2 protein-coding genes are annotated in these 18,404 nt (G+C 62.2%); both read right to left on the bottom strand.

Annotation, left to right across the window (positions count from 1 at the left end):
- Nucleotides 1-299: 299 nt before the first annotated feature.
- Nucleotides 300-989, bottom strand: coding sequence for a hypothetical protein (locus ACQP2U_RS33140; protein ID WP_433711071.1), 690 nt, complete (start codon nt 987-989; stop codon nt 300-302).
- Nucleotides 990-17,105 carry an amidase family protein gene (locus ACQP2U_RS33135; protein ID WP_433711070.1) on the bottom strand — a complete coding sequence of 5,372 codons (16,116 nt, stop codon included), beginning with the start codon at nt 17,103-17,105 and terminating at the stop codon, nt 990-992.
- Nucleotides 17,106-18,404 lie beyond the last annotated feature (1,299 nt).

The following is an 18,404-nucleotide window of genomic DNA, read 5'->3' as shown; positions in this document are numbered from 1 at the left end:
ACCGCAGGACGACGAATTGGGCCGCGAGGTCAAGCTGTACGGAATAACGGCGTGCGGGCTGGCCAAAGGCGTTGCATCGGCTGGTGGTCAAGTTTGCGCGCGGACGGGTCTGGCTCGCAGTGACCGCGTCCGTCGTGTCGGCGCCGAGAGGAGGTCACTGGTTGGATCGCCGGGGATATGCCGCGACGGCGGCCCTGTTGTCTCGTGGCGGATACGTGCGCGCACGGGCATTCGACGCAACCTCAACCTCGCACCCGGCCGAACTGTTCCGTGCAGCGACAGCTATAGTTTCTGATTATTCAGTGCTCATTCGCCCATCTGCGGAACTGCGCGCTCAATTCTTCCCGTGAAATGCTCGGCCGAGGCGCGGAAAGTATAGACAACCACTCATGGTAGCAGTCGGCCCAATACTCGAAGCGGCTCGGTTCCGTAGCAATGCTTTCCAGCATCTGCTCGAAATGCAGCATTATTTTTCGCCAAGCTTCGAAACGGCCGTACGTGGTAAAGACTGCTTTGATATCGACGGCAGGATTCTCATACGATATCCGCTCGATCCATATTGCAGCAGCACGAGCTCGGTCTGCCTCATCCGGCAAACTCACTATCGCACGCTCAAAGAAGAATTGTACGTTCCAGAGTGGATCACTAGGTCCGGCCAGGTCCCAATCGAGGGTCCATACTTCGTTTCGATAGAGCACCAGGTTGGGTCGATAGACGTCGTTGTGGTTGAAGCCAGTTTGTTCGCCTGAACGACTAAGGTCTGGCTGAATATAATTTGACAACGGTCTGACGATGTTACGGAGCTTCGAAAGCAAATGCTGTGGCAGGTTGTGATACTGCTCATCGGCATGCTCGATCATTTGCCGCTGCCATTCTGGAATATCTATTTCTTTCATTCCTGGAGGCAGGGGTAGAGTTGATGTCAACTGTACTTGATCCAGCAGATCAAAGAACCAATCAGGCAAGTCGGAACCATTGAAAGTTGGCATTTAGCCGGGAATGTATTGCATGATTGTGAACTCCCGGCCAGTAGAGCCATCAATCCCGTTATATAGTGTCTTCGGCGCTCTGACTCCGCCTGCCCGCGCACGTTCCCTGGCTGTGTTTTCAGGCATCCATTTCTTCAGGAAATTTACCTTTGGTGGTTCTTTTCCTAATCTCATCACAGCGAGGCCTGAGCTCGTGTGAACCAGATAAATCTCACTGGTGGTGCCCCCCTCGATATCCGGTTCCCGATCCCGGACCTGATCACACAATCTCTGGGCCTCTTCCTCAGATATTTCGAATGGGGGTCGACCATTCCCCTGTCCGGGTGCCTTCGGCTGTTCCGGTGCTGAGCTAGCGTCGGCCGCGGTGGTGGTTGTTGTCGCCTCTTCCCGCTCTGTCGTTGGCGACGCGGATGTCGCGTCGTGGGCGCTAGCCGGTATGGCGCCGGCCGCCTCAGCTTTGTGCCAGGGAGTCGGCGCAGGTTGCCTGGTAGCCGGATCGGTCGGCTCTGACCGCACGACATCGAACTGGCCGAGGGGCGTGTTTCGCTGGATGCCTGGTCGTTTCGCTTCCGTAGAGCTTGGCGGCGACACGCCGCCATCCGATGGGCCCCCGCCGACAACAGTCGGTTTCGCGTCGAAGACGGCCGTGGCCTCGGAGTTCCTTGCAGCCGAATCGGTTTCGCCGGCGGCGGGAGGCGTATGCGATGCCGGCAAAGCGGTATCGGCGCCTGTGTGCGTCGGCGACGATTCGGTTCGATCACCGGAGCTCGTCAGGTCCGCTGCGGGAGACACCGTGGGAGGAGGCGGAACAACGTGATCGGGCCGAGTCCGTGTCGATGGTTTCTCCTGGGTGCGAGTTGCTGGGTCACCGTCGCCCGAGTCGGTGTGCGGTGGCGTGGTGTAAAAAGAGGGGCTGATCTCGGACGGTGGGCGCCGCACTTGTGCCGCCTCCAGGTAGGCGTGGGCGCAAGCGAGTAGCGTGGCCTCCGAGAACGCGGTGCCGACCAGGACCATTCCGAACGGCTGATTGTTGTCCGGGTCGTATCCGATGGGCACCGCCACCTGCGGGTATCCGGATCGGGGGGCGACTATGCATGACGCGATCTGGATGAATAGCAATGCGTCCAGTTGGTTCGCGGCGAGTGCGGAGTCGATAACACCTCGCGCGGTCGCGTTGTCGGTAGCACAGTTTCTCTCGTTCTCCTCGCGTACTACTGGATCGTCCAGGTTGACGTTGTTGGACTTGATCAGCAGTTCTTGCCCATGCTTGATCGCGCCGTCCTCGGCGTGGGCGATGTTGAATCGGACGAGGTCGTCCTGCGACTTCACGGGTGCGTTGGCGGGCAGTTGGTCGAAATACCGATTCAAGCTCTTCTTGACTTCGTAAGGCATAGTGTCCGGTGCCCATTTAATATTGGTGCTGTCTATCGTGGCCTCGACCAAGGTCGCGCCCTGGGCTATGAGGACGGCCTGCGCATTTGCGAATGCGGCGGACACATTGCCGGTCGACGCGCCCATCAAGTAATCGTTCATGGTTTCGTCGTCCACCCCGATCAGGTGGACCACCCCGATTCGCTTACCGCGCAACCCATCTATGGATAGCCCGGCGGTGTAGTCGGTGCCGACCACGCCGGCGCTCGCTTCGGTGGCGGGATCCTCCGGGTCTATCCCCGCTATCACCGTGACCAGCGCCGAAGCGTCGTACACCGTGCGAGCCATCACCCCGGGGGAGTCCCGGACGTCGGAGAGCGTCATTATCCCGTTTCGGCTCGCCAGACCGACGGTCAAATCGACGCCAACAATCGAGTTGGCTATCGACGGGGCGATGGTCGAACCCCCCGTCTCGACGCTCAAGGCCGCGTCGGCTTCCCCGGCCGCTACCACCACCGCCGACCCGGTGCTGGATCCGCGAGGGTCCAGGTGCGAGCCATACGCGTTGGATACTGGCCCGCCGAGTGCGCTGTCGCCGCTCGGCGGATCGTTCGCGATGTAGTTACTGAGCTCCGACATATTGGACTTGCCGAGAATCACCGCACCAGCCAGCCGCAGCCGCCGGATCACAAAGGCATCGTCAACAGGAAACGAGTAGGCCAGTGCCAGCGCACCTGCCGTGGTGGGCATCCCTGCCACGTTGTAGACGTCTTTGACAACTACGGTCAACCCATGGAACGGCCCGCGCACATGACCGCGCTGACGCTCCTCATCCAGCAGCCTCGCATCCTCCACCGCAGCCGGATTAAGGCACCGGATTGCATTCAGACGGGGGCCCTCCTTGTCCACCGCCTGGATACGCCATAGCCGTCCCTGCACCAACTCGACGGAGGTGATGCGGCCATCGGCCATCGCTTGCTGCGCAGCGCGGCCATCTGCCCGCTCCAAGTCGATAATGGCTGGGTCGAGCCACCTCCCCACATCCCCCTGCGGGGCAGGTCCATTCGGCTCGCCGCGCCCCGGATCGACGCCATCCACAGCCCCCCGCTCGGTGTCTATGGCGCCCGCCGAGTCGACCGGCATCGCTCCCGGCCCACGCGTCGAAGGCTGATATGAATCCGGCGCCGTGGCGGCGGACGGAGAACCTGGATCCCTTGCCGACGGCGGCTCGCCGAAATCTGCGGCATCGCGGTGAACTGTCTGCCTATCGGTGGAGATCTCTGCCATCTCGATTACGGTGCGCTTTGAGATAGCCGGAGCGTGCTGCTCCGGTGCGGTTGTCTTGGCCGTGCGGTCGACCGCGATTGCTGAGTCAGTCCGCTGAGCTAGGGGCCGCACGCCGCTCCGGGGCGTCTCGCCCCTGTTTTCCGAGGTGGCTCCGTCCTCGGTGACGTGCACTTCGATGTGCTGTCCAGCGGAGGCTGGATCGGCTTGTTGTCGCCCGAACGGCCATTTCCACCGAGGCTTTCCTGGGTTGCGATCGCTATTGGTATCGGTGGGTGGGTTTCGGGGTGTTCCTTTTTTGCGTGGGGTTGGTTGGTTGGGTTGCTGGGGTTGTCGGCTGGTGAGGTTGCCGTCGGTGCGGGTGCAGTACCAGACGAATGCTTCGGCGTCTTCGATGTTGGATATGTCGGGTTGTTGCCATTCGCTGCTGATACGGACGCGGGGATTACCGGGGTCAGGGTTGGTGATGGTGGTATCGAAGACGATGCTCTGGCCATCGGTGCCGGTATCGGTGACGACAAAGCGGAGGATGCGATCGCCGACGATGAAAAACACGACGGCAGTGTCGATTTCGCTATCTGTCTCCACACTTTTTCTGACTTCACCTAAGAGGTTGTCGGGGTCGAGGTGGATTTTGACGAGTTGGGTGGCGATGGCGTCTCGGACGTGAGGCCACTTCTTCTGCCATGGTTTGGGCTTGGGTTCGTTGAGGCCGAGTGCCCGCACGACTTCGGCTGTTTGGTTGATGCCGTCGAGCAGCTTCCGGGCGCGGGCGGCGACAGTCGGGTCCTGCAGTGCCTTATCTTCTCCGAAGATTCGGCGGATGACGGACACGAACGCGATGGAGCCGAACACCGCGGCCATACCTATGGCTGTGGGCTCGGGTCCCCATGCCTCGATTGCGCCGGCGGCGCCTAAGCTGCTCAGCCCTGCTGTTGCCCCTTGTGTCATGCCGCGGAGGGAACGAACACGTCCCCTCAGTTGCTTAGGGACCGTCGCGGTCACGTGGATGTTTATAGCCACGTTGCTCGGACTGAAGACCATCCAGGCGCCTGCAAGCAATAGCGAGGTCACCCAAGGGTCGGAGGTCGTTGCCATCGCGCCGGCCACCCCTCCCGCGGCGATCAACTTGGCGGTGAGTAGCCTGCTGATTCTGACTGCTTGCGCCCGCTCGCCAGCCAACTGGTTGATGAGTATCCCGTTCGAGAGATTGAGCCCGACAAGAGGGATCGCCGCCGCCACTCCCATCTGCCCATATGAAAGGCCGGATTCGGCGATCAGCCACGTGAGCTGCGTCGTTTGCGCACCTAGGAAGAGCCAGGTGAGACCGCCGTTGGTGTTTATGCGTCGAAGCAGAGGATTGTCCTGGATCGTGTGTACGCCTTCACGGATCGATTTGTTGAATCTTTTCCAGGTACTTTCCGATTCCGAAGTTTTCGGCGCGGTCGTGGTGTCCGGCACCAGCGGTAGGCTCACCATGCTGACGATGTTCGTCCCGAGATTGATGACCGAGGGGACGGCAGAGCCGAGTGCCAACGTCACGGGTCCGAGAAATTGTGCCGAGTTTGTGACGGCGCCCCCCACGACGTTATGGAAGCGTTCCAGACTTTGTTGCGCGGCGTCGCCGGCCTCATCTTCGAGGTACCGGAACATCATTGCCCTATAGAGCTGGTTTGAGACTACTTCCAGCACTGTTGCTCCGACGAGCCCGGGGACGGTGTATGAATTGTTAGCTGCCACGGCGAGAATCGCGAGCCCTGCTCCTGCCGAGCCTATGCCCAGAGCTTTCCACATTCCCTTCCTGCGCGAGCTGTTGTCGGCCATATATCCCACAATCGGTGCGCCGACGACCGGTAGCACGCGGATGATCAGGGTACTGGCACCCAACGCCACAGGTCCGGCCTCGGCCGCCAAGTAAAGGCCCATCGCCGTTTCCGCCAGTACCATTCCGCCCGTGTGGAGTTCCTCGGTGGCGAGGCGTATGCCGAAAGCGCGCTTGGCGCGAATCACGCTCAGCACTGATTCGGTCGTTTTAGCTTCTTTGCTGTCGTCCGACGGCTCAGTTTCTCTGGACAGCTCGGATCCGTTTGGCTCGATACGGGAATCATTCGCCGCGGCGGATATCTCCAGAGAATCAGGCGTAGGCTCGGGCTTGTCGTCCCGCCTACCCGTATCACCCTGTGGGACAGGATAATTCGGCTCTCCGACAGGGCGGGATGCGGGTTCCGGCGTGCCGGAGGTTGCTTTCGGCTTTTTCGGGTGCGCTGCATCCCCTTTCCCGAAGACGTTGAGTCGCTCAGGGTGCCACCCACCAGGGTCGGCTGCGATGGCCAGATCCAGGTCCAGGCCTCGTACTCGGCGCTTGTCGATACCCCCCAGTACGTCTGTGATCTGGTCTGGCGTCGGAGGCGCACCAGCCAGCGGCTTCCGGTGGGGTATCGGCCCGGCGGGTAGGGAGGGGTCGGCTTCCGGTTGGGGTGGTGGTGCGGCCGGAGCATGTGTCGGACTGGAGGTTCTGCCACGCCGTCGCCCGGCTTCCCGGTGGGCCTCCTTCACCAGGTGGTTACGTAGAATTTTTGGCACTTCTTTTGCGTGGTCACCGAACCATCGCACGGCATTGTAGCCTTCGGCGAATATTTCAGCGAGATCGAGATTTCCGTCTGCGTCGTAAATGTATTTGCCAATTTCGCGCTCTAGCCAGGGTTTGAACTGGTCTAGAGCCCAGTCTTGACCCCTTGTTGGGTTGTCATGTTCGAATAGTTCGATAATCTCGAGAAAGACCGCCAGCCAGTCCTTGCTTTTCTTCTCATCCCACTCCATCTGGCTGTGTCCAGCAGGAAAACCCTGGACGACATGCCCCATCTCGTGTCCAATGGTGTTCGGCATCGCCTCATCGCGCGACCCTACAGTCCATCCATCGATTATGTCCTTAAGGTTACTGACATATTTCATATATCGACTGATTGTCCACTTTTCACTTACATCCAAGCGTGCACCATTAAGTGTCAGCCATGTCGAGCCGTATCTACTTTCGCTACCCTCCGGTCGGATGCGAATTTCAGCGAGTCCGACGTTGTCCAGACCGATATGTTCATGATTAAAGAGAACCTCATCGATAATCTCTTCAACCGTTTCGGCATCGACATCTACCATGACCAGTCCATGAGCTTCGATCCCTAGCTTGGACTTCAGCTCATTGATTTTCGTTATCTTCTTCTGGAGCTGCTCTGTCTCTGCAGGGGTTGACGGATCCCGGAAAGCGAGGTCGCTTCGATCCTTCCATTCCTTGGCTTGATCGATCAATAGTTGATACAATACTTTCTGTCCGGTAGTTGCCTCCGGCTCACCTTGGTAAACCCTCGCGAAGGATACTCGCAGCGCTTCTTTCAGCAAGAGCAGGTCTCCGCCGAAGAACATAAAGTCATCGAACTGCTCATGCAGCCAGGTATTGAATCCATCCAGTGATTTATCTTTATGTGTCCGCTGGTGCAGCTTCTCCAGTTCGCCTATCGCATGCTTTCCGGCCCGCCAACGGCCCGCGATCATCATTGCATCGCCGAATCCTCTGGCGACCGCAGTGCGTATGTCTCCTGGGGGGATCGTCGAGCCTGCGGTTCTACCAATCATCAACGTGATTCGATAGACGCCGACTGCCCCATTGTCGAGAATTATTGGTTCCGCGACAGCGCGCACGCCATCTTTGTCATCGAGAACTGCATCGATTCCCTGCAGATGAATAGGAAAGAGGTCATGCAACTCGTGAACGGTCTCCGCGAATTCGCGGGCTTGGACGAGATCAAGACTCTCGAATCCTAAGACAAACATGCGCGTGTTTTCGCTGAATGCAGCCCCGACATCGGCGCTGGTCGTGTACCGACTAGCGTCCCATCCGACTCGGCACTCCAGATGCAAGAATCGTTCGATCGCGGCAACAAGATCTGCGAAATCCGAAGCTTCGGTTGCCTGCGCACTAAGACGCCGCAACTCAGCCGATGGGTCTTCGCGCGATGGCACCCCCGCAGAGGACTTCGGCAAACCAAGGATTTCGGGCAGCTGCGCTAGTAGGCCAGCTCTTCGCCGTAAGGATGCTAATTCTCGAGCCACGGTGATGCCCGGAGCATCGATGACGGCTTGATTGGCCATCCAGCTGGCGATCCAATCCTTGAGCTTCGACAGCTTCTCTTCACTGGCAACATGATTCAGCGCTGCATCATCCCGGCCGTGCAACCGGCGCCATATTGCGTCAAGAGCCGACCTGAGCAAATGTGATGACTGCAACGATCCTCGATCGATCCCGAGCAGCTCCGCCAGGTCCGCACCTGCCCGATCAAGGTCCTCCTTCGTCCCCGAAGGACGACCCCACTCCCGGTCACCGCCAACCGAGGGCATCGCACTGTCCTCGGTGGCCTCTACCTGCTCGCTGCGTTCAACCGCCCATCCTTCTCGGTCGGCGCCGTCGGGTTCGGGTTGTGTGTGTTGGTCTGCTGTGATGCTGGTGGTCTGCTGTGCGGGTTCGTGGTGGGTTTCGCTGTCGGCGGTTCGGTCCGCGGCCGGGTTGGTCCCGCCCGGCCGCTGCGGTTTGTTCGCGGAGGGCCCGGAGGCGGATGCCCCGACGCGCGGTACACCATCGCGCGAGGTCATGTAGCCCAGGTATTCGCCGCCCAGAAACTTCTCTCTAGCCGTCCCCACGCGCACCTCAGCACCCTCATTGCGTTCCAGGCGCTCGCGGGTGATGTCCAAGGCGTCGGCTTGCGAACCGATATACCCCATCGGCACGCGCCTCGGACCGGTGTCCGGCGATAGTGAGTCACTCCGCGGTTGGGGTGTGGACGGTGTGTGTGGAGTACTGGCCGGTTCCGATGCCACAGGCTTCTCGCGGTCCGTGGCGACCGGATCGTCGACTTGAAGAGAATCCAGATCGGTGCGTGCGGGTTGGTCGAGCGCCGCATCGATTGTGTCGATAACGTCGTCGGGGGTTGGCGCACCGCCTCCGGATTTCGCGGTCGAGCGGCTGGTCGTGGTGGCGGGTGGTCGGGTGAATACTCCGGGGGGCAGCCCGCCGTTGGCGGGCTCGATCGATTGGTCGGCCGCGCCCCTCGGTTGCTGCTTCTCCAGCCCGCTGTCGGCTCCGGCTCGAGCCGTCGTCGACGACGCCGGCGGCGTGCCTTGTGTCGGCCTGGTCGAAGCCGATTGTCGGCTCCACGGCGTCCTCAGGGGTTGGTTGACGGCAGACTTCTGGGCGGGGCTGGTCGTCAGCTGGTGGTTGCTCGACGGCGTCGGCGTCCACCTGGCCGGAGGATTGGATGCATCGTGGTTCAAGCCATCTGGAAGGGCAGGCCCCACAGCATCGGCCGGGGGCGCTGGGGCCACGCCAGGCGCAGGAGATTGCTGCGGGTGCGGGCCCGGTGCGTTTGGTCCGGTTGACGGAGGAACGCCGCCGCCTGGGTTCGACTTTGGCGGTGGTATCAGCGCACCGTTCTCGTCGAACAGGGCGACCCAGACTTTACGGATGAACGGGTCCATTTGTTTTGTGTCCGTGGACCGCTCGACTGGCAGCCTTTGAGCCACGGTGGGGCTGATCGAGATGACCGGGCCGCCGCTGTCCTTGGTCAGTACCAGCACCGTGTCGTTGTGGGCTCTCCACAGGATTCGCACCAGCGCGGTCGCACCGTTGGGCATCTGGTCGACGAGGTCGAAAGCCTCGGTCCACGCGATGAGTCGATGCAGGTTGTCCTCGCCCACCGCCTGCGCGATGTCGCGTTTGGAATTGTCGATATATCCGAGCCCGTCCCGCACACCGGTGGGGACGGTCACGACATGTCGTCCGTAGAGATCGTTGACCACCTGCAACGCCAGTCGTGCCTCGTCTGGTTGCACGGCCGTGTGGGCACGCGCATGAGGAGGTGTTCCGCGCAGGGCTGCCGTACCGGTGTGGCCGGGGGCGAGTGCATGGTTGGCCTGCTCGAGTTCGGGACGCAACTGGTCGAGCCGATGAGTCAGTTCGGCCACGGCCGCCGAGGTGAGGTCGGGGGCGGTCAGCTGATGCTCCAGGCTGATCACGGCCAGATCCAGTCTGAGCTGGTCGTGGGCCAGGGCGTCGAGTCGAGCTATCTCGGCGGCCAGCCGCTCATGTTCGGGCGTCCCGGGCCGCAGTTCCCCGAGCTGGACATATGCGTCCAGGCGTTCTCGCGGAATATCGGTTTGCGGGCGGACCGGGCGAGAATGCTTCGCAGCGGGGTCGAGTCCGGGGGTGGATCGTGGGCCTGGGTCGTGCCGCACCGCTTGCTCGGGCTCGGGTACCGTGCCAGGTGGCGCAGCCGCTCCGGGATCGGGCGTGCCGCTCGGCGGGTTGGTATCCAAGGCGTATGTGAGCGCGCGGATACGGTCGTCGGCCGCGCGGCAGCGGTTCACCGCATCCTCGGCCACCACATCCTGATCACCAACGTAAGCCTGTCGCACGCGCGCCGTAACGGTGGCGTCGTTCGCGCCGCCGAATGCCAGCCACTCGATCGCGGCATGCAGTAGGTGGACGAGCAACCAGAGTTCCCGGAGTTCCTCCGGCGTGACCTCCGTATCCCGTTGATTGATCACGGTGCGCAACCGGTTCAGCCAGGTGCGCATGCCGTTCAGTCTCCGGCCACGCGTCGAATCTGTGGGTGCGTCCGTCTTGCGCGGATCCGCGGCAGTGTGTTCGGCTGCCACCGCATCACGCACCAACTCCAGCATTTCGGTATCGACGGCTGCTCGGAGCTGCGCGACGCCAGGCGCGTTATCGGCGGCCCTTGCGGGCTGGGGTGGTCGTCCCGGTGTCGGGCCCTCACCCGATTCGCGGTGCAGTGGGTCTTCAGGATGATGGAAGCCCAGCCAGGGCTTCTGCCCGAAACCCAGTCCTGCCTGCGGTCCAGGGGGGTCGGCCGCTTCCGCAGTAGTGCCAAGGGTGGGGTTGCGGTCGGCCGTGTCGAGGGACCGGTCGGCGGTGTCGTCGGTGTGCTGCTCCAGACGTTCCGGCGCGGCGCGCTCCGGATGCCCAGGTGCGGGTCCTGGCCCCGGTGCTCGGGCGGCTCCGCCACCGTCCCTACGAACGAGGTCGAGTTCGCGAAACTGCTCCCGCATCTGGTGTTTCACGCTCTTCCAATCGTCCAGTGGACGATCATTGAGGCGGGTATCGGGCGGCGGGACAGCGCCTCCACCCATGGCGGGGAGGCTGGGCACGCGCTCTGGTCTTCGAACGGGTTCCGCGTCGTCCCCGGCAGGGTGCACAGGTGGGTTCGCGAGTACCGGTGGCGCCAACGCAGTCTCGGCAGTCCGCCGAACCTCGGGCTCACCCGTAGCCTGGCCGGAGTCGCGTGCGGCCGTTCCCTGCCCGGTCGACGGATGTTGACTGAGCAACGCATCGATGGACGCTCGAACAGCGTCGACATTCCGGAGGTCCAGCGCACCTGTCGGTGCACTCGAGTCCGGCACCGGTTGTTCGCCCAGCACAGTATTGATTCTGGTGGCAGTGCCGCGGGGGTCGAGCCGAGTCGACTGACGTGGTCGCCTGGCTGACCCACCATGGTCGCCTTGGACGTTGGCGGACGGGGGCAGGTTGAACGCAGCCACGATGATCGTGCCGCCGTTGCTCCAGGACATGACTGCCACCCTGGTGGCGCCTCCCGGACCGAGCAGATCCTGGACTCGCCGCCCCGCCACAGAGGTAGCCGGATCCCCGTGGGCCACCACCACCCGAACTTCGTCCCCTATGACGGCCACCCGGACGATACCTGGCCGACCCGGCTCCACCAGCTCCATGTCGATCAGCGCCCCGACGAGCTTTTGTGCCCGGACCTTCACGCTCGGCCTGTCACCCAACGCTTGCAGGACCGGCTCGTCGGTGCGCCGCAGGACCACAACCGGATCTTCATCCGCGCTCGCGTAGACAACCCACTCCGCATACGCATGTTGATCCGTCGCACCGAACGTGCCGCCGACATCGACCGACTCAGCCTCGGTATACCAATGCAGATCGAGTCCGACCGCCGCCTGCGAGTCTCCGGAGCGCTCGGAGCGCACAGTGACAGTCCGGATTTTCGTATTCGGGTCTTCGGTCACCCTCGGATCGAACCGGCGGACTCGATCCAGCCGAATCCCGGCCATAGCCCTGCGCACGTGCCACGCCACCTCCGCTTCGGCAGCGTCGAGCTGGTGCGAGTTGGTCCAGTACCACGCCATATCGGCACGCGTCCGCCGACATACCTCCGCCACCACCGTGTCGACGGTGTCGTCATCGGCGATGGTTACGGCCATGTCGTCGAAGACGATGCCACCACGAGGTGTCGGCCTTCCCCGCACGTCGCAGATGACTAAGTTGAGCTGGCCAGACCGCTCGCGTCGAGCAGTCGGCTTCCATTGAGCAGTGATCCGAAGCCCGAATGCCGCAGCCGGGCCGTCACGTCCGGCTGCCTCCGCTCGGACCAACCGCTCCGTCGCATCCCTCGCGACATCGCTACGGTCCGTCAGCCAACCTGCCGCCAGCTCCCGAACCACCCGCGACACGCCGGCTATCACGCTGTCCGGATCCTGCTCCGAATCGACCCACGTCGTGAGGGTCAGCTTCGCATCGGCCAACCCACCGCCCTCGGGCACTTCCAGCTCCAGCTCCAGCTTGGCGGTTGCACCCACTCCGTGCCTGCCGAACTCGGCGGACAACTCGCAGTCACCGGTGGAGTCCTGAGACATCGTGATCTGCAACCAGCCCGCGCCGGTCGCGTCGAGCTGGGCAGCCAGCTCTTCCAGTACTGCCCCCACGACCATCTGGTAGTCACCAGCCGAACCGCGGCCGAACATGTCATCTATCCACGACCGCAGCACGTCCTGCCGGTACACAAACTCCCGCACTACCAGGCTGAATGCGTTGAGCGGGTTCCCTGGCACAGAATCCGCCTTCAACGACGCCCGCTGCGACACATCGACCGTCAGTAACGGGCCGAAATCGTCTTCTGTTGGTTGCACCTTCTCTTGTTCGACCTTGGTGAGATCGAACAACAACCGCACGAGGCGCTTGCCCGCCTCCCGCGCATCTAGGGACCAGCCGGATCGATCGATCTTGTCGGCTGCGTCACGGAACCGGGACTCGACAGGACCGGTCGGCGTTGATGATGCTGTGGTCTGCGGTGGAGTGACGTCGGGAGGCGTTTCCATGCTGTCAGCAGAGTCGTGACGGCCGACATCGGGGGATACGTCGCCCCAATTCTGGCCGTCGGGGTCCCGGGCGAACACGAATGCCTGTACCGGGACACCTCGGCCTGGGTTCGCCACCCGTGGCTCGGCTTCCCGGCGGTGGCGGGGGAAGTCTAGAGCTTCATCGACTTTCGGAGCTTTGTCGAGGTCTGCCTGGTGGGCGGCAGGATGGTGTGTACTCACTTTCCGGCCCCCGCGATCGACCGGTCGATCTACCGCACCGGGCTGGTCGACATCCGGTATGCGCTCGTGGGGGTCCCGGTTGCCACCGTTTTTGCGGGACCAGGGGGTCGGCATCGCACGTGGCGCTCGTGTAACCATGAACGGCGAGACTGTCGTGCCGTCTTCGGCAACCTCGGTACGCACGTCGAGGGTACCGCTGTCGGCATCGAGGTCCATCCTGTTCCGAGCCGCCCACACGTCAGCTTCGAAACCGCGGCGATGCAGATAATTCGCCAGCAGCTGATGGGCATCGGGATGCAATCCGCCCTCATCGAGAGGCACCTGTAACAAAGGGCTGCCCTGATGCTCTCGATACGCGGTATGGAAGTGATCGCTGGCTTCGACCAAGCGGCCGAGCACGATTCCGTCTATATCGACGGCCTCGTACTGCCCGGTTTCGGGGTTCCGGACGTCAACTGTGTATGTCGTCTCTCTCCCGCGTACCGCGATTAATATCGGCTCCGGTGTTGAGCCTCGGACATACCATTCGGCAGGCTCGGGATGGGCACCGCGCCGCCACTCCGGCGCCACATCAGGTACCCGAGTCGCGCCATCCGGCGCGGGGAATACCGGCCAGAATTCTCGGTGGGCCGATCTGTGTGCATTTCGCCCCCAGGCCCGAATCTTCTCGATATCTCCCAGCTGAGACGTCAGCGCTATCCCTGTCACTCGACCGTCATGAGAATATATCGGAGCAATATTCACCTGATCGCTGGAGAATTCTATGTATCGATCACGAAGCGAGCCGTAGAGCGGAATTTCCGCATCGTCCGATTCATCGATTGTGTCATCCGTGCTGGTCACGAGCGAATCGCCTATCGTGTCATCGGGTGAAGAGACCTTCCCTCCCGATTCCGGAGGCGGACAGAGTGGCGCGCGAGCGACTCTGTATGGCGGGACCATTGCGCCGTCCTCGGCAAACTCGATCCAAATTCTGACGGAACCGTCAGTGCGGAGATGTGGAGAACCTATCGGGCTCCACACATCTGCTTCGATACCCGCCTGCTCATGCAGATACCTTGCCAGATTGGCATGCGGAGACCCGTGTGAGTCGAGCGCGGTGAGGCAAGACATCACCAGGAGGGGACTACCCGGGTGGCTCTGCCGGTATGCGGTCTGGAAAATCTCGCTGGCCTCAAGTAGCTGACCGAATGTCTGTCCGACGACAGTCACAGGCTCGTACCGTTCGACCTCCGGGTTCCAGACCTCGATCGAATAATCCAAAAACGACCCGTGCGCGACAGTGAGAATCGGCTCGCTCGGATCATCTGGATCGTACCATCCAACAGGTTCCGGTATGGGATCTAATCCCTCATGTCCATGATTTTCCGTCTGCGTCTCTACATCCCAGGTGGGCCAGATCGGAAAGTATTCATAATAGGCGGATTCACGCGCCCTCCGAGCCCATGCCGTGAATACCTCGATATCATGCGGCCGCGAAGGAAACAAAGGGCCCAATATGCGACGATCACGAGAACGCAACGGTACGATGTGGACCTGGTTTATAGTGAATTCCATGACCCGATCGTGGTCATGGTTATAGCCGGAAAATACCGGTTCGATATACTCGGGATAATCGTCTACCGAGTAATCCGGTACGGAGATCCATCCATCGAACGGTTGTCCTCGCTCCGCGCCGGGTACCGCCGGCCCTGGTGGCTCATCGGCCGTCCCCGACCGGACTTCGATCGGCTGCTCGGGTTCTGCCGGGGGTGGGACTTCGTCGGTGGCCTCGACGCTGCTTTCGGTGCGCCATTCTGCGGAATCGTCGATTACCTCGATACGGTGATCGGGTATGGTCCGGCCGGCTTCGTCTTCTATTCGGATGGCCTCCAATCTGGCCTTCATGCTCGGACGGACACCATTCATGAAGTGCCACTTGATCTGTGGCGGAGCACCGTCGACCCAGTACGCGCGATTAATGTGCGTAATGTGGAGCTGCCTACGAGCCTGGGCCTCGAATTCCGCTTTCTTGCTTGCTTGCCCATCGATGGTGTTGGTCTTCGCTTCGCGCCAGACCCGGTTGCCATCGGTGACAACATCGATTTCCGCATCGATCCGCGGACCCATCGGCATCGCGACCTCGGCCCGTAGGCACACGGCGTCGATTTGATCGAACTGCTCGGCCAGTTGGATCTCACCGAGCAACCCGCGAACCGAAGTGCCATGTCCACTCACATCGCTGGTGTCCGTCTGCGATGTGACCGGCTGTCCGTCAGCTGCCTTACCTTCGGAATAGTGGAGGGATAGTTCGGTCAGTGCTGAGCGGTGTGCCTTGAAAGCCGTCTGCCAGTGATGTGCGCCATTGGCCTGGAGGTCCCGATGTTGCTTCAGCAATGCGGCGAGCCTTGTTTCAGCCGCTGTCAGCTGATCACGCACGCTGTCCATCAAGTCGAGGACGGCGCGTTGCGCGCTGGTCAGCCCGGCCACGGGCTCGGATGGAATACCGTGGGCTTCGCGGTACAACCGCGCAAGCCAGTCGACGAAGTTGGAGTTCGCACGTTCGGCGCTTTTCTGAACCTTGTCGACCCATTGCTTCGCGTTGTTCACGGTGACGCTATCGACCGCCCGTTGCGCCTTTCTGGACCGTATGAAAACGTCGGCGTCCTGGCGGGCTCGCCGTTCGGCATCCGCCGCCGGAACACCCTTCCCCAGCAGAGCGGCTGTCCGCTGTTCCATGTACCGACGATGAGCACTCGCCTGCCGAACCCGCAGATGTTCTTCGTAACGCTCACGTACCAGGTTCTTGGCCTGTTCGGTAGCGACCGGATCGGCTCCGGCGCTGTCGATTTCGGCCAGGATTGTTCGGAGCGTCTGGGGCAGTGGCGCACTGGTCTCGACTGTCGGTTCTGTGTCCGGGTGTGCCGTATCCCTGTTCGAGGGCGATGCCGTTGCGTCATCGGGTAGCAGGGGAATCTTGGCGTTCTGCACCCACTGCAGGGTGTTCCGGATGGCGTCCTGTGTGATTCGCTGTCGCGCACGGTCGGTCTGGATGAATTCGTCTGCCTGCTGTTCGGCGAGGGATTCGGCGGCTTGCGCTGAGGTGCCCTTGTTCGCCAGGTCGGTCTTCCTGTTGTTCAAGAACTCCTGATAGATCGAGCGTTCTCGGGCACGGAGATAGCCCTTGTATTGCTCGATAACGAGGGCCTGTGTGTCCGCCGCGTCGCCGGTGTTGTCGAGCTGGTCCAGCAACTCCTGGATGGCAGGGGGAACTGTCGGTTCTGTCGATTCTTCGGCAGAGGACGCACCGCTGGGGTTCGCTGCAGTGCCATCAGGTTCGGGGTTCGGTCCGCCCGATTGGTGACCCCGGCGTCCATGGGGGGCCGTTGCATGTTCTTCCGGCGATCGAGCAGGCTCGGACGGCGACGGTTGCGCTTCGGACGAGGTAACGGGTTGTGCGGCGAGCACCGCACCCGTGGGAACACCCGGCTCGGGGGGCGACGTGGAATGGTTTTCGTCGACGTCGGCAGGACCCGTCGTCCCGAAGTCGAACCAAATCGTCTTGCCCCCAGCGCGTTCCAGGTTGACGCCCCATGTGTTGGCAAGCTGGCCCACCATCTCACGGAAGAAGCGGCCGTGGGTGCCGGGCAACAACGCGCCCAATGCCCACTCATCGGCTTCCTCATCGGAGAACGCGTCGGTACCACTGTCTTCCTGCGGCCGTGGCAAATTCTGGCTGTTGTCGCCGATCTCGACCCGCCCGGTTCGCCAAACCCGTACTCGTGCATCCGAGTCGGGCACGTGTCGAGCAACGTTCTGCATTGCGTCCGAGACCACCGACTCCACAGCGTCGACTCGCTCGTCCGGCAACCCGGCTTGCCGCAGCAGGTTGCGGACCTCGCGCCGGGCTTGCGAGGCCCCCCGCTTGACGGTGCCCGGAGTGAAATTCAGGTCGACATCCGGGTCGGGCATCGCCTGCGATGGATCATCGTCGCCCGCTGCCTCGAAGAGCTTGAACCACACCGTCTTTCCCGCACTCTGCGGCAACTCGTAGCCCGACGCCTCTGTTTTCTCGATCATCGAGTCGATGGCAGGCGACCCAGGTTTGCCGTCTTGGGAGCGTGTAGGCATGTCGCCGTTACCGTCTGATACCTCGACCAGAGCCCACCGATTGCCCGGCGCCCCATGAATCGACGCCGATACGCGCGGATCGCGATCCCTGCTGGGATCGAAATCAGGCCGGGTGAGCGCCTGCAGTACCAACGCCGCCGCGATCGCCGCGGCGGTATCGACCTGTTCGGTATGCGGCCACTCTCGCAGTACCGTGCGAACGGCTCGGTCGGCCGTGGCGTGTGCTTTTGACTGCGTGGGGGTGGGAGGCCCCGGTGTCGGCGCGGCGGGAGCCGCCGCGTTCTCTTGTGACGACTGGGGCGGCGGGGGTGGGGGTGGTGTCTTCTCGAGAGGTTTGCGTTTCTTGCGCTTCTGCTGGTTGGGATCGTCGCCCATCGTTGCTTGGGCTCGGGTGGTCAGATGCTTGCGTTCCACTGGTTTTCGAGGCGATGCGGTGGGTTGTAGGTGTGGTACTCCGCCGATGGCGGGAACGCCGCTTTCTCGGGGGTTGTATTCGAGGCTGTGCGGGTTCAGTTGCGGACCAGCGGGTTTCTGCGGAGCGCCGGGGGCTTCCGGATTCGGTTCGAGGGCGTACTTGGTCTGGAGGATGGGTGTGTCGGGTTTTTCGGGGACAGCGTCCTGGTGGGTTGGGTGTGTGGCTGAATCACGGGGCAGCGGTGTGACTTCAGGGGGGCGTGTCGGCGTCGGGTTGGCGGTGTTGCCGTCGGGGTTCTGGGGCGCGGGGGTGAAGCGGGCGGAATCGGCGGGTAGGTCGATCGGGGTGAGCGACGGTGTGTGCGGGATTATGGGTATGGCGCGGTCGGGTACCTCGTTATCGAGTGGGTAGGTGACGCCGGGAATGGTGACGTAGTCACCTGCCGGGGTCTTCTGCACGTTGTGGTTGCGGGGGTCTTGCCATACGTTGTGCTCCGCGGGGTTGGTCTGCACGTTGTGATCCCGGGGATCGGTCCAAGTGGTGCCCGGTGGGGTGGGGAACTCCTCTGGGGCGGCGTTGGGTTCATCGCTGTCGGTAGCTGGGTCACTTCTCGGCGCCCCGAGTGGTTTGGTCGACCCTTCGGCTGCGGTGTCGGGATGATCGGTTTCGGTGATGAGTTGCCCGCCGGACGTTGCGGGTAGTGGTGTCGAGAGTCCAGTAGCGGCATCGGGGTTCGATGGCTGATGTCCGCTCAGTGCTGCTGCGCCGGCCAGTGCTGTTGGTGGGATCACTTGGGCTGCAAGGTTGTTCGCAGCCGCATCGACGATCGGTGT

Origin of the sequence: Nocardia sp. CA-084685 (genome assembly GCF_050955785.1) — a bacterium.
Lineage (GTDB): Bacteria > Actinomycetota > Actinomycetes > Mycobacteriales > Mycobacteriaceae > Nocardia.
Note: the sequence above shows the minus strand (reverse complement) of the source record. Positions and strands in the feature narration are given on the sequence as shown.